Annotated in this window: 22 protein-coding genes; 6 read left to right on the top strand and 16 right to left on the bottom strand. The window is 71.2% G+C overall.

The window, feature by feature from the left end:
- Positions 1–58 precede the first annotated feature (58 nt).
- Positions 59–769, top strand: a complete 711-nt coding sequence (locus ACFYYF_RS31515; RefSeq protein WP_388780880.1) for a type 1 glutamine amidotransferase — start codon at positions 59–61, stop codon at positions 767–769.
- 361 nt (positions 770–1,130) lie between these two features.
- On the opposite strand, the gene ACFYYF_RS31510 is transcribed toward ACFYYF_RS31515, so the two are convergent.
- From ACFYYF_RS31510 to ACFYYF_RS31475, 8 genes are all read right to left on the bottom strand, one after another.
- Positions 1,131–2,591 (bottom strand): APC family permease, encoded by a 1,461-nt coding sequence (locus ACFYYF_RS31510; RefSeq protein ID WP_388780879.1) that lies wholly within the window; start codon positions 2,589–2,591, stop codon positions 1,131–1,133.
- A gap of 171 nt (positions 2,592–2,762) precedes the next feature.
- Positions 2,763–3,389: a TetR/AcrR family transcriptional regulator gene (locus ACFYYF_RS31505; RefSeq protein WP_388780878.1), complete on the bottom strand. Its 627-nt coding sequence runs from the start codon at positions 3,387–3,389 to the stop codon at positions 2,763–2,765.
- Positions 3,390–3,580: 191 nt separating this feature from the next.
- Positions 3,581–4,426, bottom strand: a complete 846-nt coding sequence (locus ACFYYF_RS31500) for a fumarylacetoacetate hydrolase family protein (protein ID WP_388780877.1) — start codon at positions 4,424–4,426, stop codon at positions 3,581–3,583.
- A gap of 10 nt (positions 4,427–4,436) precedes the next feature.
- A complete protein-coding gene (locus tag ACFYYF_RS31495) occupies positions 4,437–5,375 on the bottom strand; it encodes a 3,4-dihydroxyphenylacetate 2,3-dioxygenase (protein WP_388780876.1) in 939 nt (312 codons plus the stop codon).
- Entirely contained in the window at positions 5,368–6,831 is a 1,464-nt protein-coding gene (locus ACFYYF_RS31490; RefSeq protein ID WP_388780875.1) for an aldehyde dehydrogenase, read from the bottom strand. The genes ACFYYF_RS31495 and ACFYYF_RS31490 overlap by 8 nt, the downstream gene beginning before the upstream one ends.
- A gap of 40 nt (positions 6,832–6,871) precedes the next feature.
- A complete protein-coding gene (locus ACFYYF_RS31485) occupies positions 6,872–7,678 on the bottom strand; it encodes an acetoacetate decarboxylase family protein (RefSeq protein ID WP_388780874.1) in 807 nt (268 codons plus the stop codon).
- A gap of 22 nt (positions 7,679–7,700) precedes the next feature.
- Positions 7,701–8,909 (bottom strand): NAD(P)/FAD-dependent oxidoreductase, encoded by a 1,209-nt coding sequence (locus ACFYYF_RS31480; protein WP_388780873.1) that lies wholly within the window; start codon positions 8,907–8,909, stop codon positions 7,701–7,703.
- 5 nt (positions 8,910–8,914) lie between these two features.
- A complete protein-coding gene (locus tag ACFYYF_RS31475) occupies positions 8,915–9,103 on the bottom strand; it encodes a ferredoxin (protein WP_326783586.1) in 189 nt (62 codons plus the stop codon).
- Positions 9,104–9,457: 354 nt separating this feature from the next.
- Here ACFYYF_RS31475 and ACFYYF_RS31470 point away from each other — a divergent pair, with 354 nt between their 5' ends.
- Both ACFYYF_RS31470 and ACFYYF_RS31465 read left to right on the top strand, forming a co-directional pair.
- On the top strand, positions 9,458–10,813 hold the full coding sequence (locus tag ACFYYF_RS31470) for a glutamine synthetase family protein (protein ID WP_388780872.1): 1,356 nt from the start codon (positions 9,458–9,460) through the stop codon (positions 10,811–10,813).
- Positions 10,814–10,843: 30 nt separating this feature from the next.
- Entirely contained in the window at positions 10,844–12,160 is a 1,317-nt protein-coding gene (locus tag ACFYYF_RS31465; RefSeq protein WP_361694486.1) for a cytochrome P450, read from the top strand.
- Between the two features lie 87 nt (positions 12,161–12,247).
- Here ACFYYF_RS31465 and ACFYYF_RS31460 read toward each other — a convergent pair whose 3' ends face one another.
- The gene (locus tag ACFYYF_RS31460; RefSeq protein ID WP_388780871.1) at positions 12,248–13,624 is read right to left on the bottom strand and encodes a DUF3500 domain-containing protein; all 1,377 of its coding nucleotides are present in this window, start codon (positions 13,622–13,624) and stop codon (positions 12,248–12,250) included.
- A gap of 94 nt (positions 13,625–13,718) precedes the next feature.
- Positions 13,719–14,348, bottom strand: coding sequence for a GNAT family N-acetyltransferase (locus ACFYYF_RS31455; protein WP_388780870.1), 630 nt, complete (start codon positions 14,346–14,348; stop codon positions 13,719–13,721).
- 136 nt (positions 14,349–14,484) lie between these two features.
- On the opposite strand from ACFYYF_RS31455, the gene ACFYYF_RS31450 reads away from it, so the two are divergent.
- Entirely contained in the window at positions 14,485–15,210 is a 726-nt protein-coding gene (locus tag ACFYYF_RS31450) for a siderophore-interacting protein (protein ID WP_388780869.1), read from the top strand.
- 770 nt (positions 15,211–15,980) lie between these two features.
- Positions 15,981–16,583, top strand: a complete 603-nt coding sequence (locus tag ACFYYF_RS31445) for a hypothetical protein (protein ID WP_388780868.1) — start codon at positions 15,981–15,983, stop codon at positions 16,581–16,583.
- Between the two features lie 40 nt (positions 16,584–16,623).
- Here ACFYYF_RS31445 and ACFYYF_RS31440 read toward each other — a convergent pair whose 3' ends face one another.
- Both ACFYYF_RS31440 and ACFYYF_RS31435 read right to left on the bottom strand, forming a co-directional pair.
- Entirely contained in the window at positions 16,624–17,256 is a 633-nt protein-coding gene (locus tag ACFYYF_RS31440; protein WP_388780867.1) for an alpha-ketoglutarate-dependent dioxygenase AlkB, read from the bottom strand.
- Positions 17,257–17,349: 93 nt separating this feature from the next.
- The gene (locus tag ACFYYF_RS31435) at positions 17,350–18,195 is read right to left on the bottom strand and encodes an NAD(P)H-binding protein (protein ID WP_388780866.1); all 846 of its coding nucleotides are present in this window, start codon (positions 18,193–18,195) and stop codon (positions 17,350–17,352) included.
- A 147-nt stretch (positions 18,196–18,342) separates the two neighbouring features.
- Here ACFYYF_RS31435 and ACFYYF_RS31430 point away from each other — a divergent pair, with 147 nt between their 5' ends.
- Positions 18,343–18,735 carry a winged helix-turn-helix transcriptional regulator gene (locus tag ACFYYF_RS31430; RefSeq protein WP_388780865.1) on the top strand — a complete coding sequence of 131 codons (393 nt, stop codon included), beginning with the start codon at positions 18,343–18,345 and terminating at the stop codon, positions 18,733–18,735.
- Between the two features lie 7 nt (positions 18,736–18,742).
- On the opposite strand, the gene ACFYYF_RS31425 is transcribed toward ACFYYF_RS31430, so the two are convergent.
- Genes ACFYYF_RS31425 through ACFYYF_RS31410 form a run of 4 tightly spaced genes read right to left on the bottom strand, consistent with a single transcriptional unit; the run spans position 18,743 to position 22,713 of the window.
- Positions 18,743–19,717 carry a hypothetical protein gene (locus ACFYYF_RS31425; protein ID WP_388780864.1) on the bottom strand — a complete coding sequence of 325 codons (975 nt, stop codon included), beginning with the start codon at positions 19,715–19,717 and terminating at the stop codon, positions 18,743–18,745.
- A gap of 43 nt (positions 19,718–19,760) precedes the next feature.
- Entirely contained in the window at positions 19,761–20,750 is a 990-nt protein-coding gene (locus ACFYYF_RS31420) for an SCO2521 family protein (protein ID WP_388780863.1), read from the bottom strand.
- A 59-nt stretch (positions 20,751–20,809) separates the two neighbouring features.
- On the bottom strand, positions 20,810–21,796 hold the full coding sequence (locus ACFYYF_RS31415) for an SCO2522 family protein (protein ID WP_388780862.1): 987 nt from the start codon (positions 21,794–21,796) through the stop codon (positions 20,810–20,812).
- Complete coding sequence (locus ACFYYF_RS31410; RefSeq protein ID WP_388781000.1) at positions 21,793–22,713, bottom strand: SCO2523 family variant P-loop protein; 921 nt, start codon at positions 22,711–22,713, stop codon at positions 21,793–21,795. Before ACFYYF_RS31410 ends, ACFYYF_RS31415 begins: the two co-directional genes overlap by 4 nt.
- Position 22,714: the final 1 nt, after the last annotated feature.

Raw genomic sequence — 22,714 nt, 5'->3', positions numbered from 1 at the left:
AGAGCTCCTTCCATCGATCCACCAGGCCCGCGGGTATCGCGGGGAAAGGAGTGCACCGGTGCGCGCACTCGTCGTCCAGCACGACCATGTGACGGAGCCGGGGCTGGTCGGAGCCCGGCTGGAGGAACGTGGATACGACCTCACCGTCGTCACGGTGGTGCCCGAGCACCGCCACCACGCGCCGGACGTCGCGTTCGACTTCCCCGCCGCCGGGGACTGGGACCTGATCGTGTCGCTCGGCGCCCCGTGGTCGGTGTACGACCGGACGGCCGTCGGCTCCTGGATCGACGGTGAACTGTCCCTCCTGCGCGAGGCCGACCGCCTTGGCGTCCCGGTGCTCGGCGTCTGCTTCGGCGCCCAGGCGCTGACCACCGCGCTCGGCGGCCGTGTGGAGCCGTCACCGCGCCCGGAGATCGGCTGGGTCGAGGTCGCCACGGACGACGCGTCCCTGGTGGGGCCGGGCCCCTGGTTCCAGTGGCACTTCGATCGTTGCGTGCCGCCGCCGGGAGCCAAGGAGGTGGCCCGCAACGACGTGTGCGTCCAGGCCTTCAGGACGGAGCACGGCCTGGGGGTGCAGTTCCATCCGGAGATCACCACCGCGATGGTGCGCGGCTGGATCGAGACAGGCGGTGCGGAGCAGTGCGTACGCCACGGGGTGGACCCGGGTGAGCTGCTGGCGCGGAGCCGGGCCATGGAATCCGTGGCCCGGACGAACGCCCGTCGGCTGGTGGACGGCTTCCTCGGCCTGATGGAGGACCGGGCCGGCTGACCTGCCGGACGGCGGACCTGGGCCGGCTGACCGGCCCGACGGTCCGCCCGGCCACGGTGGCCGGCCCACCAGCAGGCGGAGGGCCGGGCCGCTTGCCGGCGCCAGATGGTGAACCGGACCGGCCGGACCGACGGAGCGGCTGGACCGGCGAATCGGCTGGACCGACGAACCGGCGGACCGGCGGACCGCCCGAGTGAAGAACCGCACCGCCCGACCGGCCACGCGCCGGACCGCTGACCGCAGGACCACCCGGCGCAGGGCCAGGCAGGCACGGGACCGGCCCGGCACAGGACCGGCCCGGCACAGGACCGGGCCGGCGCCAGGACCCGGCCGGCCGGCCAGCTGACCAGCCCGGTGCCCGTCAGCCCCCCGCAGCTCCCGTCTTGTCGCGGGTGAGCCGTGCCGCCACGACCCCCAGGACGAGGACGGCCGGGACGATCAGTTCGAGCACGAGGGCGGTGCCGCCCTCACCCCCTATGAGCGTGGTGAAGTTCTGGACGATCAGCCAGATCGCCCCGGCCACGCCGATGGCCCCCAGGGAAGGCGCGATCAGGGTGTTCCAGGGCCGGGTGTCCAGGCGTTCACGGCGGAAGAACACCACCACGGAGACCGACGTCATCAGGTACAGCGCCATGATGCCGAGGACGGCGACGCCGCTGCCCCACGAGAAGAGGGTCACCACCGGGTCCTTGCCGGCCAGCGCGAACGGGACCACCAGCAGGACGGCGATGGCCGTCTGGACCCAGCCGGCCACGCTCGGCGAGTGACGGCGGTTGATCGTCGAGAGCCCGCGGGGCAGCAGTCCGTCACGGCTGAGCGAGAACAGGTAGCGGTTGGCGGAGTTGTGGAAGGCGAGGATGCCGGCGAAGAGCGAGGTGGCCAGCAGGACGGGCAGGACGTCGTTGACCCAGGTGCCGAGCAGATCGGCGATGGGCGCGAAGACGAAGCCCGTCGAGTCGCCGCTCTCCAGGGCCTTGCCCGCGGCCGCGGACACCTTCGAGGGGCCGTAGGAGGAGACCAGCATCCAGGAGGCGAAGCCGAAGAAGCCGGTGACGCAGGCGACGGCCGCGTAGGTGGCCCGCGGGACGGTCTTGCGGGGTTCGCGCGCCTCCTCTCCGTAGATGGCGGTGGCCTCGAAGCCGATCATCGACGCCACGGCGAACATCAGCGCCACGCCGGGGGCGCCGTCGAAGGCCGCGCTCGGCGAGAAGGACTCCGTGAAGGCCAGTCCCTCGGGCCCGCCGCCCTTGAAGAAGGTGACCAGCGCGAAGACGGTCAGGATGCTGAACTCCGCGAGAACGAAGACGGCCAGCACCTTCGCGCCCATCTCGATGCCCGCGCTGCCGAGCACCTGGACGATCACCATCGTGACCAGCGCGCACGCCCACCAGGGCACGTCCACCCCGAGGTAGTGCGCTAGCAGCCCGTTGACGGTCGCGCCGTACAGGCCGTACATGGCAGCCTGCACCGCGCAGTACGCGAACAGCGCGACGCCCGCGCTGCCGGTGCCGACCGTGCGGCCGAGGCCCTTGCCGATGTACGTGTAGAAGGCGCCGGCGTCGACCACGTGCCGGCCCATCGCCACGAAACCGACGGAGAAGAGCAGGGTGATCAGACCCGCCACCACATAGGCGGCGGGCGCCCCCGCGCCGTTTCCGATGCCGACCGCGATGGGGACGGCTCCCGCGACACCGGTGAGCGGCGCCTGGGCGGAGAGGACGAAGAAGAGAATGCCCAAGACGCCGAGCGAGTTGGGCTTAAGCTTGCCTGCTGTGGAGGCGTCGGCCACGGTCTGGTTCACGACCGCCGTCTGACTGTCCACTCGGATCACCTGCCAGGGAGGAAGAGGGATTCGTTTCAGGCCAAACGAGTTGCCTCATACTGGGCTGGAACTATCCGTTTGACAAGGGGCTGCGCCCGGTTTCCTGTCCCGAAAGGGCGAGGCCCCGGACGGCGGGCGTCCGAGGCCTCGAAATCGTGGTCGGCCGGACCGTCAGTCGCGGCTCTCGGCGTCGGTGCCCCGCTGCTCTTGGAGCAGCCGGAGCAGCGAGCGCAGTTCCTCGACGGCGCCGTCGGTGATCTCGGGTCCGCCGAAGACGAGTTGGTGCAGCACGAGGCCGTCGAGGGCGGCGAAGACGAGCCGGGTGAGCGGCTGCCCGGCACCCTCGGGCAGCATGCGGGACAGCTCCCGCCCGGTGGCGTCGAAGTACTGGTCGTAGAGCGCGCGCAGGTGCGGCAGCAGTTCGGGGCGGCGCCTGGCCTCCAGCAGCAGCTCGTACTGGAAGGACTGGATGTCCGGGTCGGCCGTGACCATCTCGGACACTCCCACGGAGAAGTCCTCCACCTTGCCGGTGCCGGGCTCGAGCGCGCTGGTGTTCAGGGAGGTGCGGATCGCGTGCGCGACCGCCTCCTCGATCAGCGCGTCCCGCGAACCGAAGTGGTGCACCACGAGGCCGTGCGTGGTGCCCGCCTCCTCCGCGACCGCCCGGTACGTGAGCCGGCGCAGCCCGCCCCGTGCCACGACCCGCACGGCGGCGTTGAGCAGGGCTTCGCGGCCCTCGCCGTAGTTCATGCGCCGGCGCGGCTTGCGGCCCTCAGGAGTCTCGGCGGTTTCGGCCATGGCCCCGACCCTACCCGCCTGCTCACGGGGTCCGGCACGGACCGGCGCGGGTCCCGTGACGGTGCTCGTGCCGGGTCCCGTGGAGGTGCCTGTGGCGTTGCCCGTGCCGGGCTTCGCGCGCCGGGTGCCGGAGCGGCCCGCCGGACGGTCGGCACCTTCCTGGCCGCCGCGGCGCCCTCGTGCGGCGGGCATCAGCGCCGGGGCGGGCGGATGCCGCGGAACTCCCAGTCCCCGCCGAGCGCGGTGGACAGGACCTCTTCGGACTCGGTGGGCTGGGCGCCGACGTCGCCGCGGATCGGGGTCGGGCCGGTCACGATGTGGTTGGTGAGCCGCCCCAGTCCCTCGACCTCCACCTCGACGACGTCACCGGGCTGTACGGGGCGGGAGTTGGCCGGGGTGCCCGACAGCAGGACGTCGCCGGGGTAGAGGGTGATGGTGCGGGCGATGTCGGCGACGAGGTAGTGCATGTCCCACTGCATCTCGTCGGTCGAACCGTCCTGCACGACCTCGCCGTTGACGTACGTCCGCAGGCTCTTGCCGCGGAAGTCCCAGTCGGTGACCAGGCCGGGGCCGAGCGGGCAGAGGGTGTCGGAGCCCTTGACGCGGAGCATGGAGCCGGCGTCGGTGTCCCGGAAGTCGTGCAGACCGTAGTCGTTGGCGACGGTGTAGCCCGCGATGTACTCCCCCGCCTCGGCCGGGGAGATGTTGCGTGCCGTCCGCCCGATGACGATGGCGACCTCGCCCTCGTAGTTCAGCCACTTGCAGCCCTCGGGGCGGACGATGGCGCCCTTGTGGGAGTTGAGGGAGGAGGTGGGTTTGTGGAAGTAGGTCGGGGTGTCGGGCAGGGTGATCCCGAACTCGTCCACGCGGCTGCGGTGGTTGAGGTGGACGGCGATCACCTTGGAGGGGACGACCGGGGGCAGGTGCTGTGCCTCCTCGGTCTTGACGCGGCGGCCGTCGGCGGCGACGAGCTCGTCCCCGTCGACGGTGACCTGGACGGCGGCGCCGTTGAGGAGGATGCGGCGGTACTCGGGCATGGCTGCCTTCCTAGGAACGTCGGTGGGGGTTGTGGGGTGCGGTGGCCGGGGCGGGGGTTCCCGCGCCGGTCCAGCCGTCGGCCGGGCGGTCGAACCAGAGGTGGACCTGGCCGGTGCCGATGGAGTTCTCGTACGCGCCGTACTGGCGGGCCGTGGCGACGCAGGCTCCTTCGCCGAGGGCGCCGGCCATCATCAGGTAGTGGAAGAACTTCGCCTCGGGCCTGTACTTCCAGAACTCGTCCATGGTGTCGAGGACCTTGTCGTGGCGGCCCTCCTTGAACCAGGCGATGCGCTCCAGATCGGCCTCGCGCGCCTCGGGGGTGAAGATGTGCGCCGGGTCGCTGGACTCGTGGTCGCGCAGTTCGCGCAGCGGCCAGAAGGTGTGCGAGAGGGCGCCCGAGGCGATGAGCAGCACCCGGCGTCCGGGGGTGGCGGCGATGCCGTCGGCGAGGGCCCGGCCGAGGCGCAGATGGTCCTCCATGTCGCCGGTCTGGCACACCCCGATGGTCACCCACCGCTTGCCGGGCAGTCCCTCGCCGAGGAACTTCCAGAGGTTGATGGTGGCGTAGTAGACCGGCAGGTAGTCGTCGTCGATCGCGGTGATCCAGGTGCCGTGCTTGTCCGCGAACTTGGCTATGTTGTGGGCGAGTTCGGGGTCTCCGGGGTAGTCGTACGGCATCCGGCTCATGCCGCGCGGCAGTTCCTCCGAGGTGAACAGGCCGGCCCGGCGGTGCTGGGCGGTGGCGACGAACTCGACGGTGGTCGCCCAGTGCGAGTCGAGGACCACGACGGTGTCGTAGTCGTCGCGCTCGAAGACCTCCTCGCGGAGCTGTTCGAGACCGGTGACGAGGGTGATCTCCTTGCCCTCGTTCAACTCCAGCCGGATCTCCTCGGGGAGCACGATGGTGGGGACGTGGGCGAGCAGCCCCGCCCCGACGATCTCACCCATGGTCGTTCCATCCCTTCGGGGCGGTGACGGTGTTCTTCAGGTCGCAGTAGAAGTCGAAGCTCCAGGTGCCGCCCTCGCGGCCGACGCCGGAGTGCCGGGAGCCGCCGAAGGGCGCCTGGAGGTCGCGTACGAAGAAGCAGTTGACCCAGACCGTCCCGGCGACGAGTCGCTGGGTGACGCGTGCGGCGCGGTCCCGGTCGCCGGTGGCGAGGGTGGCGGCGAGCCCGAAGCGGGTGTCGTTGGCGAGGCGGACCGCCTCGTCCTCGGTGCTGAAGGTCTGGAGGGTCAGGACGGGGCCGAAGACCTCTTCCTGGACGATCTCGGAGTCCTGGGCGACGTCGGTGAGAAGGGTGGGCGCGTAGTACTGGCCCTCGCCGCGGTGGCCGCCGACGACCGCGCGGGCGCCCGCGTCGAGGGCACGCCGCACGAAGCCGTCGATCTTCTCCAGCTGGCGCTCGTGGATGTTCGGACCGATGTCAGTGGCCTCGTCGCGCGGGTCGCCCTGCACGATCGTCGCGGCCTTCTCCGCGAAGCGCCGGGTGAACTCCTCGGCGACACTCGCCTCGACCAGGATGCGCGTCGCGGCGAGACAGACCTGGCCGGCGTTGTCGTACTGCTCGACGGCGAGATCGACGGCGAGGTCGAGGTCGGCGTCGGCGAAGACCAACAGCGGTGACTTGCCGCCGAGTTCGAGGCTGAGCGGGGTGAGGTTCGGGGCCGCAGACGCCGTGATCCGCTGGGCCGTCGGCACCGAGCCGGTGAAGCTGATGCGGCGCACGTCGGGGTGCGAGGTGAGGGCGTCGCCGATCTCGGAGCCGTATCCCTGGACGATGTTGAGGACGCCGGCGGGCAGTCCGGCCTCGGCGGCGATGTCCGCGAGCAGCGAGGCGGTGAGCGGGGTCCATTCGGCGGGCTTGAGGACGACCGTGTTGCCGGCGGCGAGGGCCGGGGCGACCTTCCAGGTCGACAGCATCAGCGGGGCGTTCCAGGGGGTGATGAGCACCGAGGGGCCCGCCGGGTCCCAGCTCACGTGGTTGGTGTGGCCGCGGGTCTCGAAGTCCTCGTGGTCCAGCTTCAGGAGCCAGTCGGCGAAGAAGCGGAAGTTGTGGGCGACGCGCGGCATCACGCCCCGGCGGTGCGAGCGCAGGAGGGCGCCGTTGTCCGTGGTCTCGACGATCGCCAGGTCCTCGATGCGCTTCTCCACGCCGTCGGCGACGGCGTGCAGGATGCGGGCGCGTTCGGCGCGGGAGGTGGCGGCCCAGGCGGGGAAGGCGGCCTTGGCGGCGGCCACGGCCGCGGCGGCCTCCGTCGCGGTGCCCCGGGAGATCTCGCCGATGACGCTTCCGTCGATCGGCGAGACGTCGGTGAACGTCTCCGCGGAGGCGACGCGTTCGCCGCCGATCCAGTGCCGGGTGTCGACGGCGACCCCGGCCACCGTGAGGGTGTGCTCGGTCATGTCCGGACTCCAAGTCCTGTGGTGGGTACGGTGGTCGGGGTCACTCGGCGCCGGAGGTGCCGGACTCCAGAAGGCGTCCGCCGTCCCAGACGACGCCGACCTGCCGGTAGTAGGCGGCGATCGGCTCGCGGATCTCCAGTCGGGCCAGTTCCTCGGTGGGCGCCTCGAACAGCTCCAGTTCGGCGTCGCCGGTCCAGGCCTGTCCGCCCTCGAAGGAGGCGGCGCCCGACTCGATCAGTTCGTCGAGCGCGAGGCCCTTGCCCTTCTCGATGGAGGGCAGCCACCGGTGGTGGGCCATGGGGTGGCTGTTCACGAAGCCGTTGGTCTTTGACGGTTCCCGCAGAGTGACGACGGTCTGGGCCAGGCGCCGGTCGGCGGCGGCGAGGGTGGCGCCGAAGCGGGCACCGGCCTCGATGCGCGGGGCGGGGCCGTAGGGGTGCGGGCGGGTCTGGTGGATCGAGCCGAGCTTCTTCGGGTAGCCCTGGTGCAGTCCTCGGGCGATCGCGAAGTCCTTGTCGACCCAGATGTACACGCAGCGGGTGTAGGTCTGTCCCCGGTACTTGCAGCGGACGACCGCGAAGGCCTCCTTGTACTGGGCGAGGACCGGGTCGAGCAGTTCGTCGCCGTTGCCGGAGCAGGACTGCCAGTCGGCCCAGATCAGCGCGACCGCGCCCGGGTCCTCGTCGGCCAACTCCAGGGGTTCGGGCAGCAGTTCGCGCACCCGTGCGGGGTCCGTGCGGTACTCGACGGTGAGCAGGTCGCCGGAGTAGCGCCACGGCGGGGAGGGGACGAGCGACGAGGTGCCGCGGTGCGTCTTGGGGTGGAAGAAGCCACGGACAGGGGACATGGCGGGGGTTCCTTACGCTTCGTTACGCGGTGAGGGCGGGCTGCTTGAGCAGCTGGGCGCGGTAGCGCGCGGCGCGCATCGCGGCGGACTGGCCTCCGAGGGCCACTACGCCGACCAGCAGGTCGCCGCTGTGGTAACCGACGACGACGTCGCCGTCCGGGTCGCCTTCGAGGATCCGTACGTCGTCCTTGCCGAGCAGGGGCGAGCCGAAGGACTGGAGCCGGAACTCGTGCTGGTCGCTCCAGAAGGTGGGCAGCGGCGCGAAGGGTGACGACTCGGCTTCCGTGCCGCCGAGATGGGCGGCGAGGACCTTGGCGGCGTGCTTGGCGGTGTCCGTCGGGATGGACCAGTGCTCGACGCGGCGGGGTACCCCGTCGTAGCGGGCGTTGGGGAAGCGGGCCACGTCGCCGACCGCGACGACCTCGGGACGTCCGCCGACTCGCAGGTGCTCGTCGGTGAGGACCCCGTCGGACAGGTCGAGTCCGTTGCCGTCCAGCCACTCGGTGTTGGCGACCGAACCGACCGACTCCACGACCACGTCGGCGGCGAGGACCGTTCCGTCGCCGAGGACGACTCCGGTGACCCGGCGGTCGCCCTCGAATCCGGCGACTCCGGTGCCGAGGGCGAAGCGCACTCCGCGCTCCTCGTGCCGCTTTTGCAGCGCGCCGCCCAGCAGATCGCCGAGCGGGCCCGCCATGGGCAGCGGCAGCGGGTCGACGACCGTGACCTCTCCCGCCCCGAGTCCCACGGCGGTGGCGGCGACCTCGCAGCCGATGAATCCGGCGCCGACGACGACCACCCGCGCTCCGGGCCGGATCAGCGCGTCGCGCAGGATCTGGGCGTCGGCGAGGGTGCGGACGGTGTGGCGGCCGACGAGCGGGCCCGGGCAGCGGAGCCGACGGGGGCGCATTCCGGTGGCGACGACCAGTCCGTCGTACGGGATCCGCTCGCCGTCGGCGAGTTCGACGACGCGCTCGTCGAGGCGGGCGCTGGCGATCGGGGTCCCGAGCCGCCATTCGACGTCGGCGGCGGCCGCCTTCGGGGTGAAGGCGAGGGATGCGAACGACGCCTTGCCCGCGAGGACTTCCTTGGACAGCGGAGGCCGGTTGTACGGCATGTGCGGCTCGTCGCCGACCACCGTGACGGCGCCGGTCCAGCCGGCGGCGCGCAGTTGTTCGGCGGCGCGCAGGCCGCCCATCGAGGCGCCCGCGACGACTACGCGTGCGGTCATCGGGATCAGCCCTCGATCCGGATGGCCTGGAGCGGGCACACGTCGGCGGCTTCCTCGACCTCGTCACGCAGCGCCTCGTCCACGTCGGAGACGTAGGCGAGGTGGCCGTCGTCGTCCATCGAGAAGACGTCGGGGGCGGCGAAGACGCACTGGCCGTGGTCCTGGCACTTGATCATGTCGACGACGACCTTCATGGCCGGTCCTCCTGTGGATACGGGCGTCGGAGCAGGGAGGGAAGGGGGAATGAGGGGCCCGACCGGTGTCGGACCGGGCCCCTCGGCCAAAGGGAGGCGAAGCCGCGTCCCTAACTCGTTTGGCTTCAAACAACATAGGAAGCCGTTCGACCCTGGTCAATACCTGTCCAGGTGGATAAATTCTTTCCGCCACCCCCTTGCGGGGCACCGGCCCGCCTCATACCGTTCGGACTCAAACGACCGACTCGGGGTCCGACTCACCTCCCCCGCACCCCGGCTCCCGTTCTCTGCACACCACGCGTCCCCGGCCCCAGGCCCACGGGGACACCCCACCCTTCCGCCAAGGAGACAACGGTGAGCGCATCCGACACCCCAGACATCCGCCGGCACATGGAGCGGCTCGCCGCCGAGGGCGTCGACGTGGTCAGGGTCGTCTATCCCGACCTGATCGGCACCGACCGCGCCCGTGACGTCCTGCTGGACCACCTGCCCTCGGCGTGCGAGCACGGACTGGCCTTCTGCCGCGCCGTCTACCACACGACCCCGCAGGGCGACGTGGTCCCGGTCGCGGGCGGACTGGACGCCGGCCTGCCCGACGTGTCCGTACGCCCCGACCTGTCCACCGCGGCCGTACTGCCCTGGGAGCCCGGGGTCGCGACCTGTCTCGGCGAGGTCACCGACCCGGCGACCTCGGCCCCCGCGCCCGAATCACCGCGCGACCTGCTGCGGACCGTCCTGGCCCGGTGCGCCGAGCAGGGGCTGCGCCCCGTCGTCGGCCCCGAGCTGGAGTACTTCCTGCTGGAGCCCGCGCCGGGCACGCCCACCGGCTGGCGCCGCTCCCCGGAGGCCACCGGCGCCGTCTACACCGCCGGGCTGCGGGCCGACCCGGGAAACCATCTGCTGCGCACCCTGCGCCAACTGCGGGACCTGGGCCTCGGCGTCGTGACCGGCAACCACGAGTTCGACGGCGGCCAGTACGAGATCAACCTGACCCACTCGGCGGCCCTGGACGCGGCCGACCGCGCCTTCCGCTTCAAGGCCGCCGTCAAGGAGCTCGCCCGCCAGGAGGGCAACCTCGCCACCTTCATGGCCAAGCCCTTCGGCGACGCCGGCGGCTCCGGCTTCCACCTCCACCTGTCCTGCGAGGACACCGAGGGCCGCAACGCCTTCGACGACCCCTCGGGCGCGTACGGCCTCTCGGCCACGGCCCGCCACGCGATCGCGGGCATCATGGCCCACGCGCCCGCCCTCGCCGCGCTCGCCAACCCGACCGTGAACTCGTACAAACGCTTCGGACCCGACACGCTCGCGCCCTGGCTGATCGACTGGGGGCTCGACAACCGCAGCGCCATGGTCCGCGTCCCGCCGGAGCGCGGCTCGGGCGCCCGCCTCGAACTGCGCCTCGGCGACGCCAGCGCCAACCCCTACCTGCTGATCGCCGGAACCATCGCCGCCGCCCTGCTCGGCGTCCAGGCCGGCGAGGAGCCAGAGGCCCCGCTGGAGGGCTACGGCTACGACACCGCCCGCTCCGCCCTGCTGCCCACGAGCCTGGCCGCCGCGCTGGACGCCCTCGAGGCGGACACCGCCCTGACCGACATCCTCGGCAAGGACTTCACCTCGTCCTTCCTGACCTACAAGCGGGACGAGGTCGAACGCTTCGGACGGCACGTCACCGACTGGGAGTTCACCGAGTACGCCTACCACCTCTGACCCTTCGAAGCCCGGCCCAGGAGAACCACCATGACCAGCCCCACCGTTCCCGCCACCCCCACCACCCAGGCCGAACTGCGCGCCGCCCTCGCCGAGCCGCTGCCGCTCGAAGAGGTCGACCTCGCGAACCTGGACAACTTCGCCGACGGCATCAAGCCGTGGCGCATGTTCCACACCCTGCGCCACGAGGACCCGGTGCACTGGCAGCCCGAGGAGGCCCCCAACTCCGGCTTCTGGGCGGTCACCCGGCACGCGGACATCGCCACCGTGGACCGCGACGCGGAGACGTTCACCTCCTCGAAGTTCGTCAACCTCGAAGAGCTCGACGACGACCAGATCAAGAAGCGGGCCTCCATCCTGGAGCTCGACGGCGTCCGCCACCGCGCGATGCGCAGCGTCATCCAGCGCCAGTTCGGCGCGAGCGTCATCAACAGCTACAGCGACTTCCTGCGCGGCCTGACGGCGCAGACCCTCGACGCGGCCCTGGCCAAGGGCTCCTTCGACTTCGTCGCCGACGTCTCCGCCGACTTCCCCATCAACGTCCTCGCCCGCCTCCTGGACGTGCCGCCGGAGGACAACCAGCAGCTCATCGACTGGGGCAACCGCATCATCGGCAACACCGACCCCGACTACGCGGACGTACTGCTGCACAGCGCGGAGAGCGACAAGTACCGCGACCTGCCGTTCCGTTCGCCCGCGTCCCTCGAAGTCTTCGAGTACGGGCGCGAACTGGCCCGGCAGCGCCGCGGCGGCAACGGTACGGACCTGGTGTCCAAGCTGGTCAACACCGTTCCGCGCGACGGGATCCCGCTGTCCGAGCAGGACTTCGACAACTACTTCCTGCTCCTGGTCGTGGCCGGCAACGAGACCACCCGCCACACGATCTCGCACTCGATGCTGGCGCTCCTGCAGCACCCCGAACAGCTCGCCCGCCTCAAGGACGACCCGTCGCTGATCCCGGGCGCCGTAGAGGAGTTCCTGCGCTGGGCCTCCCCCGTGTACCACTTCCGCCGCACCGCCACCCGCGACGTAGAACTCGGCGGCAAGCAGGTCAAGGAGGGCGACAAGGTGGTCATGTGGTTCGCCTCCGGCAACCGTGACGAGGAGGTCTTCGGCAACCCGTACGACTTCGACGTCACCCGCGCCAACAACGACCACATCACCTTCGGCAAGGGCAGTCCCCACCTGTGCCTGGGCAACCTGCTCGCCCGCACCGAGATCCGCATCATGTTCGAGGAGCTGATCCCGAGGATCGCCGACATCAGGCTGGCCGGCGACGCGCCCCGCGTCCTGTCCAACTTCGTCAACGGCATCAAGAAGCTCCCGGTCGAGGTCACCCTCGCCTGACGGCGGCGCACCTGGACGCCGCGGCCGGCGCGGCCCAGGACATGGCTGTTCCCCCTGCCCGGCCGGGCAGGGGGAACAGCCATGTCCTCAGTGGTCCGTCTCCAGATGGAGCCTGAGCAGGTCCACTCCGTAGTCGTTGCCGTTGGGCGTGCGGATGATGGTGTGGATGTGCTGCTGGGTCGGGGTGCCCTGGGGACCGGGGCCTCCGGGGCCCGCGCTCGCGCTCGCGGAAGCGGAGGCTGAAGCGGAAGCGGAAGCCGACGCGGAAGGGGAGGCCGAGGTGCCGTCCTCGGTCTCGTGGTAGCCGAGCGGGGACTCGGCATCGTACTCGATCAGGACGACGGGGCTGTGGACGCGGTAGTAGAACGCCGAGTCGTCCTCGTACGCGCCGATCCAGTAGAAGTACGTGTCGTCGAGATGCCTCTCGATCTCACGCAGGCGCACCCGCGCGTGCCCTTCGTCCTGATACCCGACGTACACCTCGGCCAGGTCGAGCAGCAGCCGCCGCTGCCGGCGGTTCAGCGTCGAGCCCTTGACACCGGCGTAAGGGACGACCGCGTTGTCCTGGCCGGCGCCCGCGAGGAGATCGGTGCCGGACTTCGCGGCCGTGGAGAGCGCCCGGGCGAGTTGCGAGTCGTCCAGGGAGCGGAGGAGTTCGAGGCCCGCGACGGTCTCCTCCCGGAACAGGTGGTAGTCCTTCCCCTCGTAGGTGATCTTCGTCGGCTCGGAGCCCATGAACGTCGGGGTCATCACGACCTGGTCGCCCAGGACGAAGTAGTTGATGACGAGGTGATGGCCCTCGAACTGGAAACCCCAGGCCTCGGTCGCCGAGGGAGTGCCCATGACGGTGAACCAGTAGGCGTCCTCGTTCAGCGCCTTCGAGGTGTCCCCCTCGTACTCGCCCAGGAACTGGTTGAGTTTGCGAATGTTGTCCGCCTGCCGGAGACCCCGGGCCGACAGGGAGGCCCTGAGCAGTCTGATGCCGAGCGCGTACTGCTTCTCGGTCAGATCGCGCAGGGCGACCCCGTCACGGTCGTTGGAGTCGACATTCGTCCAGTCGAGCCACTGGTCGGAGTCGACGTCGAAGAGGGTGGCCGCCTTCTGCTCGTCCGTGAGGGACGCGACGAAGGACTGGGCCGCGCGGACCACCGGGACGGTGGAAACGCCGGTGGAGTGGACGGCGTACAGGTCCTCGACGACCGTGCCGTCCGTGGTGACGCCGACGAAGTCGTCGTACGCGATCGTCTGGCCGAAGCCGCCGCCGGGCGGCGGGCCCGACGGGGTGGCGCTCGCCGTGGCGTCCGCGGAGCCGGTCTCCTCGGCGCCGGCCGAGGAGGCGGCCCAGCCGCCCATGACCGCGACGGCGGAGACGCCGCCCGCGAGCAGGGCCTTGTTCATGAACCAGCGACGGGAACGATGGGCCGCCTGAGTACGCGGCTTGTGTCCGTGGTTTTCGTTGACCATGAGTCCAACGATTTCGTCAACACTTCACGATGCCGTAGCAGCGACCTGTGCATGACATAGGAATCGGAGCCGGTCCTGTGCGAGCGGCGCGCACTCAGACCGAGCGGTCCGGGACGCCCCCGGGGAAGACCGTTTCCCGGGCGAGGAAGGCGAGTTGGGCGCGCTTCTCCGGGAGCTGGACGTCGGGAAGGTCGACCTCCGGCAGCACGACCACCGGGCCTGGAGTGAACCCCTGGCGGCGGAAGCGGGCGATGGCCCTCTCGTTGCGCACGTCCGGGTCGACCACGACGCGGGCGCGGTCCAGGCCCAGCAGGACATACGACGCCACCGCGCTCAGCAGCGCCGTGGTCCAGCCGGGCCGTCCACCGCCGGGTCCGGCCGGCGCCATCAGCAGATGGACGCCGATGTCACCGGGTTCGACCGCGTAGCAGTCACCGACCCGGTCGGCCGCCGGCTCGTACGTCTGGAGCAGCGCGACCGGTTCGCCGTCCTTCACGAGCAGATGGGCGTGATGGGTGTCGAGCGCTTCCATGTGGGCGTATATCGCGGTGACCTCGGCCTCGGCCAGGCCTCTCATGCCCCAGAAGGCGGCCCGGTCCGCGTTCACCCAGCCATGAACCACCGGGCCGTCGAGCTCCGCGTCCATGGGCAGGACGCGGACGGTGCCGTACCCGTCGACGAACTGCTCGTGCAGAGCCGCGCGCGTGGAATATGTGTCGGACATCGGTCCCCCTCGTTCAGCCGGTCACGGTCGTGCGCCGGCGCTTTCCTGTGACCGTCCTGTGCGCCACTCGGTCATATTAGGTTAGGCTCACCTAACTGATTACCAGAGTGAAGTCGTACCGAAGGGTGAGGAAGCGATGGGGCAGGCGCAGGGGCGGGGTTGGGAAGGCGCGGTTCTCAAACTGCTGCGGGCGAAGGACTACGCGTTCACCGTGACGGGCGCCGAGGACGTCACGGCGGAGTTCCGCCGGGTCCACTTCACCGACGGGGGCATGCTGGCGGTGACCGGCGTCCACCCGACGATGTGGGTGAGGCTGTGGTTCGACAACGCGGGCAAGCCCCACCAGCGGGCGTACACCCTGGTCGACCCGGATCCGACGGCCGGAACCTTCAGTCTGGAGTTCGCCCTGCACGAGGGACGCGCGAGCGACTGGGCCAGGGCGGCGAAGCCGGGGGACCGCATCGAGGCGACCGTCCAGGGCACGGGCTTCGAGCACCCCGAACCCGCGCCCTCGCATGTCGTCGCCGTGGCCGACCCGGCCTCCCTGCCCGCGCTGAACTCCCTGCTCACGGCGCTCGGCCCGGTCCCCGCGACGATCTGGTTCGAGGGCAGCCTGGAGGGCCTGCCCTACCGGGCCGCCGCGCACCACGACGTACGGCAGGTGACGCGCCGCGACGGCGGACGCCATCTGGTCGACGAGGTGAAGGCGGGCCTGCCCGAGCTGCTGAAGGACAGCCCGCAGCCGTACGTGTGGATCGCGTGCGACACGGCGACCACGCGTGCGCTGTCGGCACATGTCCGCAAGGAGTTGTCGGTGCCGAAACAGCGGGTCAACGCGCTCGGCTACTGGCGAGCGAGCTGAGCGTGCACGCGTGACGGGGTGCGGGGGCCGACGGGTACGAAACCCGGGCCCACTGCCCTCGAACCGCGGGCCGCGGGCCCACTGCCCGCGAAGTGAGCAAGCCGCGGCCGACCCGGCCACCCCTCCGCCGCCCTGACCGCCCTGGCGGCCCCGGTCGACCTTGCCGCCCCAACCGCCCTGGCCGCTCTGACCGGCCTGGCTGGCCATGCGGCCGGGCCGGCCTGACCGCTCTGGCCGGCCCGGCCGCGATGACCGTCCTGGCGGACCCGGCTGGCCTGGGCGGACGGCTCTGGCCGTGCTGGTCGGCCTGGCCACCCTGCCCCGTCCTGGCGGCTTCGGCCGACCCGACCGACCTGACCACTCTGGCCGACCTGGCCGACCCGGCTGGCCTGGCCGACCCGGCTGACCTGGGCGGACGGCTCTGGCCGCGCTGGCCGCCCTGGCCACGCTGACCCGTCCTGGCGGCTTCGGCCGACCCGACCGACCTGACCACTCTGGCCGACCTAGCCGACCCGGCTGGCCTGGCCGACCCGGCTGGCCCGGCCACTGTGACCGCCCTGGCGGCCCGGTCGACCTGAGCGCTCTCACCGTCCCGGCCATGCTGACCACCCTGACCGTCCTGACCGCTCTGACCGCTTGGCCGGCCCGGTCGGCCTGACCGCTCTGGCCGACCTGTTCGGTGTGACCACTCTGGGCGGCCCGGCCGGTCACCGCCCGGTACCGCCCGTTCGGCGGCGCTGAACGGGGGGCGGGCCAGGAATCCATCCAGCATGCAGTCCCCCACGCAGTCGCCCCCGCAGTCCCCGGCACCGATCGTCGCCGCCGGACAACCCGCGTCCGGATCCGCCGGAACCGCTCCACCCGTCGCCGCCCAGCCCGAGGGGCGTGGCGGCGACGGTCTGGAGGCCCGCCTGGCCGCGGTCAAAGGCGAGATGGACGCCCGTCTCGCGCTGGCGGCCGTCGCCTACGAGGTGAACACGGCCCACATCGAGACCCCGCCGGTCGACTGGTCCCGCATCGGGGCTCCGGTCGCGCCCGCCCCCACCGCTCCCCCGGGCCTCGCCCCGCCCGCCACCCCCATCGCGGCCCTCCTGCACCGCGCGTCACTGCGCCTGCGGACGGACGGCTGGTGCGCGGGAGCGCTGGTCGACGAGGACGGCCACCTGTGCGCGCAGGGCGCGATCCGCCGGGAGTCGGGCGGCGACCGTCACGCCGAGGCGCAGGCGATGACGGTGCTGCTGGAGGCGATCCGCAGACGGTTCGGCCCGCGCGTGGAGTCCGTACCGTCCTTCAACGACGCCTGGGGCAACGGCCGCGAGCCGACCCGCATGCTCGAACAGGCCGCGATCCTGGCCGACGCGCGCGGCATCTGAAGCGCGAACCGACCGGGGAGGTCCGGAACCGCGGTCTCCGTCAGCCGGGACCGGCGCCGAGGACGGTACGGAACGTCACCGACACCCGCCGGCCCCGGGGCACCCTGCACGCGCCGTCCGGGTCACTCTTGCGGGCCGCGATGCCGTGGCGCCACGCGTACCGGGCCGCCCCCGTCATCACACACAGACTTCCGGGAGCGAGGAGGACACCGGTCTTCCTCCCGTCCTCGGGCTGGGTGAAGTCCATGACGCAGCCGGAGCCGAGGGATATCGCCGCGACGACCGGCCCGAAGCAGGGGACGCAGTCGACGTGCGCGCTGATGCCCTGTCCCGGCCGGTACTCGTTGATGATGACCTGGTCGGCTCGGGGATCCATGATCCCTTCCCGGGCCAGCCGATCGGCCTGCCGGAGCGCCCAGGGCGGCAGCGGCGGCGCATCCGCCGCCGTCCGGGCGCCCGCCGTCACCGAGCGCCGACCGTAGTCGTACCGGTGACCGTAGTGCTGCACTCGCCGTCTCAGTTCCGTCGACCACACCCCGGCCTCGATCCGCGCGAGCATCTCCTGGCACGCGTCGGGGTCGAGCCAGCCCGGGATGTAGCGCAACCCCGGAACCGCCACGGAGTCCGCCTCGTCCCCCGCGTCGAACGACAACTGCCCAAGCCCCTCGGTCATGCTCGAAGACTAGCCAGCGCCACTGACATGCCGGTGGCGGCGACGCAGGTACGAGCCTGGAGCCGAGCCCGGTCCGGGCGGGAGACGGCGATCTCAGCGGAACGCGGCGATGTGGCGCCGGGCCCAGTCGGCGAACGTGCCGGGCGCACGGCCCAGGACCCGCTCGATGTCGGGGCTGATGCGCAGTTCGGCCGGGGTGGGTTCACCGAGGATGGACAGCGTGGTCTCCACCACGGGCTCCGGCATGAACCGCAGCATCCGCGCGCGAGCTTCGTCGCGGGTCTGCTCGATGAACCGGACGGGCTCGCCGAGCGCGTCGGCGATCGCCTCGGCCTGCCGGCGGGGCGTGTTGAGCGCGGGACCGGTCAGCTCGTAGACCCGTCCCGCGTGGCCGTCCTCGCGCAGGGCCGCGGCGGCGACCTCGGCGATGTCGTCCGGGTCGACCGTCGGCAGGCCGATGTCGGCGAACGGCGCGGCGACGGTCCGCTCGGCGCGGACCGACTCGGCCCACGCGTAAGCGTTGGAGTCGAAGCCTCCGGGCCGCAGGATCGTCCAGGCCAGGCCGGATTCCCGGACGGCGTCCTCGATGGAACGCGCGGTGTCGCCGTGCGAGGCCGACCCGGGCCGGGTCGCGACTCCCTGCGAGGACAGCAGGACCACTCGCCCGACGCCGCCGGCCTTGGCGACGTCGAGGATGTCCCGCGGACTCAGCAGCTGCGCGCTGGGGCCACCGTTCTGGAGGAACAGCGCCTCGGCTCCGTCGAACACGGGCCGAAGGCTCTCGGGATCGGTCAGGTCGGACCGCGTGTGGTGGACACCCTGCGGCACGTCCGCGTCCGAGATCGCCCGCGATGTCGCGGTCACCCGGGCACCGCCGGTCGCGAGGAACCGGACGAGCGACCCGCCCACGTTGCCGGTCGCCCCCGTCACTACAAACATGAACAACTCCCGTGTCGATTCAGCATGGTTGCCGCGCCCGCGCGGGCGGGACCGTCGCGGAGAAGGGTTCTCCCGGCGACACGAGGGACGCTAACAGCGCCGATATAGTAGGTACCTAGAGGAAAGTGACTATCCCCAGGGGCGTCCGTGGCCGACAACACCGACTGGGTGGCGGCCGACGCCGTCGACCCTCAACTCGCCTGTCCCACCAGCGCGGTTGTCGACATCGTGTTCAGCCGGTGGACCACACCGATCCTGTGGACGCTCAACGCGCACGGCCGCATGCGTTTCGTCGAGCTGGAGCGACGGATCGGCACGATCACTCCGAAGGTGCTGACCCAGCGACTGCGGCAGTTGGAGCGCGACGGCATGGTCGTCCGCACGTACCACCCGGAAGTCCCCCCTCGGGTCGAGTACGAGATCACCGAGCTGGGCCGCAGCCTGGCCCCGCTCTTCGCCCACCTCGCCGGATGGGCGGCCGCCAACCTGGACAAGGTCGAACAGGCCCGGCAGGACTACGACACCGATCCGCCCCGCTGAGCGGACGTCACGAGGGTTCCCCCTGGGCGGACGGCTCGGTGGCCGTGGCCCAGAGTTCGTTGAACGTCCTCACCTCTCCGTCGACCCGGCGGCCGTCCGCGTCCAGCCGGGTCTTCACGTTGCCGTCCTGGTGGTCGGGGTCGAACTCCAGGCACAGTTCGCTGTCGAAGATGACGACGTCGCGGGCCGCCGTCGCCCTGCGGTTCCGCCGCCCCGGGGAGCCGTTGGAGGAAAGGACCCGGTAGCGCACGTCGATGCTGAAGGCACGCTGCTCCTCGCAGAGTTCGAGGAACCGCGTCATGAACTCGGAGTCGTTCTTCTCGGACTCCTTGATCATGAAGAGCCGCCGGATGGTCACGTCCCGGACCCGCATCGCCTCGATCTGGGCGTCCAGATACGGCTTCGCCGAGTCGGTGTCCCAGAAGGGCTGATCGACCGAACTGCTCGTGGCGTCGATCGTGCGGCGCGCGCATTCGGTGAGCCTGATCAGCCATTCGGTGTTGTCCCGGGGCCACTGCGCGGTCATCGCGGTCAGATCGGTGACGACGAACGCGAGGCTCTCCGTCTCGGCCCTGGCGAACGCCTTCACGATCTCCGGCCCCTGCTGCCCGACCCGGCTCAGGCTCCGGATCAGACGCGTCGCGTCACCGGCGCTCATCCCCGCCTGGTCCAGCTCCCGCAGCAGGCCGGCGGCCTCGCTGAGCTGCAGGAAGTGTTCCTGGTTCTCCCGGTTGCGCTCCCGCTGGCCGGTCTCCATGTCCGCCAGCCGCTGCTCGAAGTCGACCATGTACTGGATGATCAGGGCGGATCCGCCGATGACGACGGACACCGCGATCTTCCACAGTTCGTCCCCGGACTGGTGCACCAGGTTGGTGAGCACGTACGCGATGGTGCTCACGACGATGGTGACCAGTGTCTTGAGGACGATGGGCGCTATCCGTGTTCCGCCGGTCGGCCCCGGTGTCCCCGATGCTCCATGCATGCCTGTCACTCCCCCGCCCAGGTGTCTCCTGGATGGTGCCCGATCAGCGCGGAGTCGGCACCTCTTGAGGCAACTGGATCGCGTGGAGGGCGAGTTGATCCCGAATACGCTGTGTCGACGCGTTCCACTGCCTGCTGTAACCCGGTCTCTCCTCCAGGTGGTTCCACGTGGCGTGCAGGCCGGTGTCGAGGCGGGCCCGGGGCATCCACAGATGCAGCAGGTGGTCCACGAGCGGGCGCACCACCTTCACCATGCTCCGCACGTCACCGGAACCGGCCGCCAGTCCGTCGAGTTTGCCCACGACGGTCGTGAGGAGCCAGTCGTGCAGAGCCAGGTCCTCGCAGAGCGCGGCGGCCCCGGTGAGCGGTGTTCCGGGCGCCAGGCGCAGGCGCAGGGTCCGCAGGCCGTCCTCGGCCAGCGTGAAAAGGGACGACGGTTCCTCGTCGGCGGCGGCCTGCGTCGCCGTCCAACGCAGCCTGGTGTCAGTGGTGTTGAGGGGGGCGTCGTGGTCGAGGACAGGATGCCGGGTGATCCGCGCGAGCATGCTCTCGGCGATCGACCCGACGTCCAGATGCCCGGGCCGGGTTCCGCCGAGAAGACCCTTGGCGACCGGATGCCGCGGGAGCCGTCCCACGGTGACCAGGGTTCCGGGCCGGGCGAGGTAATAGCCCCAGGGCTGGCGCCTGTCGGTCCCGGAGGCGGGGATCGAGAAGGAGGCGGTGGACTGCAGGACCCGGCCCTCGGTGAGCACCGCTCGCGTGGTCACCGTACCCACTCCGCGCACGCGGGCACCCGTGGAGGTGGGCAGGGCGCAGTCCACGCCGGTGAGGACGTCCGGGGAGACCACGAGACGGTTGGGGCGCCGGGAGGCCCTGACCCGTTCGTCGGCCCGCAGGTCCAGCACGCGCAGGGCGGCCCGTTCGTCCAGCGCCTCGCGGGTGGGCAGCATGCAGGTGCGTACCTCGCCGCAGGCGAGGACGGGTGGAGCGAGCCCTGGGTGATCGCCCCTCACAGGTCCGGTGCCGCCCCTCACAGGTCCGGTGCCGCCCGTCGCAGACCCGGTGCCGCCCGTCACAGGCCCGGTGCCGGCCATCACGGGTCCGGTGGAAACACGTAGGACGTACGGTCGGCGATGTCGGCGGGCACGGTGAACCCCTCCCGTGCCGCACGCGACATCGCCTGGTCCAGCGCGGCGGCCTCCAGGTGGACCTGTCCGAGGACGATGCGTACGGCGTGTTCCACGGGGAGGAACCGGGTGGGGAGCACACTGCAGGTGGAGTAGGCGCTGAAGGGCTGGGCCCGGGAGTTCAACCGCACGACGGGGGGAAGTTCGTCCCAGTCCTCGGGGAACTCCCGGTCGTCCCAGAGGACCGGCGTGAGGACCGCGCGGCCGTTGTCGCGCAGGAGCCCCAGCCGGACCAACTGCCAGACGGAGGCGAGGAAGGCACAGGACCACGTCCTCTCCTCCCCCGAGTCGCTCCACAACTCGACGTCCATGAAGACCGAGTGGCCGCGTGCTGTGTTCTCGCTCGGGGGCTGCCAGCTCGCTCCCGTGGAGTCCAGGGCAGCGGAGGTCCGTTGAGCCGGGGTACGGCGGCCGTTGCTGAGCCAGCCGGTGCGGCTGACGGGCGGCCGGAACCCTCCGGTGCCGGGCGGCGGGGACTCCACCAGCCGGTGCAGAACGGACTCGGCGAGGCGCACCTCCGTGCCGTCGGTGCCGGGTGCGACCGCGCAGCCGGATTCGCGGGCGAGGTAGTCGATGGTCAGCCCCGCGTCGGCGGCGGCGCTCAGGAGGGGCGGGATCAGCCGGTCGGGGGTGGACAGCCGTGAGAAGTAGTCGTCGATCAGGAAGCAGGTGCTGACCCGTGCCCTCCCGTTCGCGAGCCGGGCCGCGGTACTCGCCCTGACCGCCTCGGCCCAGGGCCGCGCCGTCGCGAAGTGCCGGCGCAGCCGGTCGGCCCCCTCGGCGAAGTCCTCCATGTACAAGTGCCCGAGTTCCAGGGAGACATGAGAGAACGGGACGGACTCCGTGTGCGGTTCGGCGCTGGTCTCCCGGAAGGCCCCGGTCGATCGGCTCACAACTCCCCCCAGTGTGCGTCGTCGTGCAGGCGTCGGACCAGGTCGTCCAAGGAGTCCAGGGTTGCCTTGCCGGCGATCCTGCGGTCGACCACGTCCTCGTCGGTGATGAGGCGTTCCTGCCACTGGAGTACGGGCTCCAGCGGAATCGACGCGAGGACCCGGCTCTCGCCGATGCCCAGTTCGGCGGCGAGTCGCTCCAGTCTCTGGTCGCACTTCCGCAACCAGGCGTACTGAGCGGGTGTCACCTGGGCCCACAGAGGCGAGTCCAGATCGGCCACGGCGGCCCGGACGAAACGGATGGAGCCGTCGAGCTCCCCCGGTTCGTGCCCCAGGTCCTGGCCGGCCCGCAGGATGCCGCGTTCACCGAAGGTGAGTTCGGCGGCCGCCCTCACGTGCTGGTGGGTCCAGCGATGGAACACGAGCCAGCGGCGCGTCAGTCTGCCGAGCCCGCCGCGGGGAGCGGTGGCGGCGAGGACCAGGTCCATCGCGTAACTGCGCCCGGCGCTGAGGTCGACGACGATGAGGTCGAATTCCCTTTTGAGGCGCAGTACGAGGTCGACGCAGCGGTGGAGTTGATCGTCGCCGGTGACGAACTCGCCGCCGGAGCGGTCGCCCGGGAACAGGACGAGGCTGCCGGAGCCGCTGGGCCGGTCGCGCAGGTCGGGGTGTTCCGTGCGGGTCCAGACATCCACGCGGTGCGGTTCGCCGATCGCACCCCGGAGATAGGAGTGGAGACCGGTCTCGCGGACGTCCAGGTCGGCGGCGGGCAGGTCGAACACGGCGGTGGCGGTCGGCGAGCCGAAGTCGAAGTCCAGGAAGCAGACGTCGTCCCCGGCCAGGGCACTGCGGTAGGCGAGGTTGGCGCTGGTGACGGAGCGGCCGGTGCCTCCCTTGTCCGAGGCGGCGAAGACGAGCACG

The sequence above is a fragment of the Streptomyces sp. NPDC001914 genome, assembly GCF_042891215.1.
Lineage (GTDB): Bacteria > Actinomycetota > Actinomycetes > Streptomycetales > Streptomycetaceae > Streptomyces.
The sequence above is the reverse complement of the archived record's forward strand: the minus strand, read 5'-3'. Positions and strand labels throughout refer to the sequence as shown.

Coding starts and splice junctions, on each gene's coding strand:
- ACFYYF_RS31440 (WP_388780867.1), bottom strand. CDS start 17,256: ATGACCGAGGGGCTTGGGCAGTTGTCGTTCGACGCGGGGGACGAGGCG.
- ACFYYF_RS31490 (WP_388780875.1), bottom strand. CDS start 6,831: ATGACCGAGCACACCCTCACGGTGGCCGGGGTCGCCGTCGACACCCGG.
- ACFYYF_RS31465 (WP_361694486.1), top strand. CDS start 10,844: ATGACCAGCCCCACCGTTCCCGCCACCCCCACCACCCAGGCCGAACTG.
- ACFYYF_RS31460 (WP_388780871.1), bottom strand. CDS start 13,624: ATGGTCAACGAAAACCACGGACACAAGCCGCGTACTCAGGCGGCCCAT.
- ACFYYF_RS31455 (WP_388780870.1), bottom strand. CDS start 14,348: ATGTCCGACACATATTCCACGCGCGCGGCTCTGCACGAGCAGTTCGTC.
- ACFYYF_RS31435 (WP_388780866.1), bottom strand. CDS start 18,195: ATGTTTGTAGTGACGGGGGCGACCGGCAACGTGGGCGGGTCGCTCGTC.
- ACFYYF_RS31475 (WP_326783586.1), bottom strand. CDS start 9,103: ATGAAGGTCGTCGTCGACATGATCAAGTGCCAGGACCACGGCCAGTGC.
- ACFYYF_RS31480 (WP_388780873.1), bottom strand. CDS start 8,909: ATGACCGCACGCGTAGTCGTCGCGGGCGCCTCGATGGGCGGCCTGCGC.
- ACFYYF_RS31425 (WP_388780864.1), bottom strand. CDS start 19,717: ATGCATGGAGCATCGGGGACACCGGGGCCGACCGGCGGAACACGGATA.
- ACFYYF_RS31500 (WP_388780877.1), bottom strand. CDS start 4,426: ATGCCCGAGTACCGCCGCATCCTCCTCAACGGCGCCGCCGTCCAGGTC.
- ACFYYF_RS31450 (WP_388780869.1), top strand. CDS start 14,485: ATGGGGCAGGCGCAGGGGCGGGGTTGGGAAGGCGCGGTTCTCAAACTG.
- ACFYYF_RS31445 (WP_388780868.1), top strand. CDS start 15,981: ATGCAGTCCCCCACGCAGTCGCCCCCGCAGTCCCCGGCACCGATCGTC.
- ACFYYF_RS31495 (WP_388780876.1), bottom strand. CDS start 5,375: ATGGGTGAGATCGTCGGGGCGGGGCTGCTCGCCCACGTCCCCACCATC.
- ACFYYF_RS31485 (WP_388780874.1), bottom strand. CDS start 7,678: ATGTCCCCTGTCCGTGGCTTCTTCCACCCCAAGACGCACCGCGGCACC.
- ACFYYF_RS31505 (WP_388780878.1), bottom strand. CDS start 3,389: ATGGCCGAAACCGCCGAGACTCCTGAGGGCCGCAAGCCGCGCCGGCGC.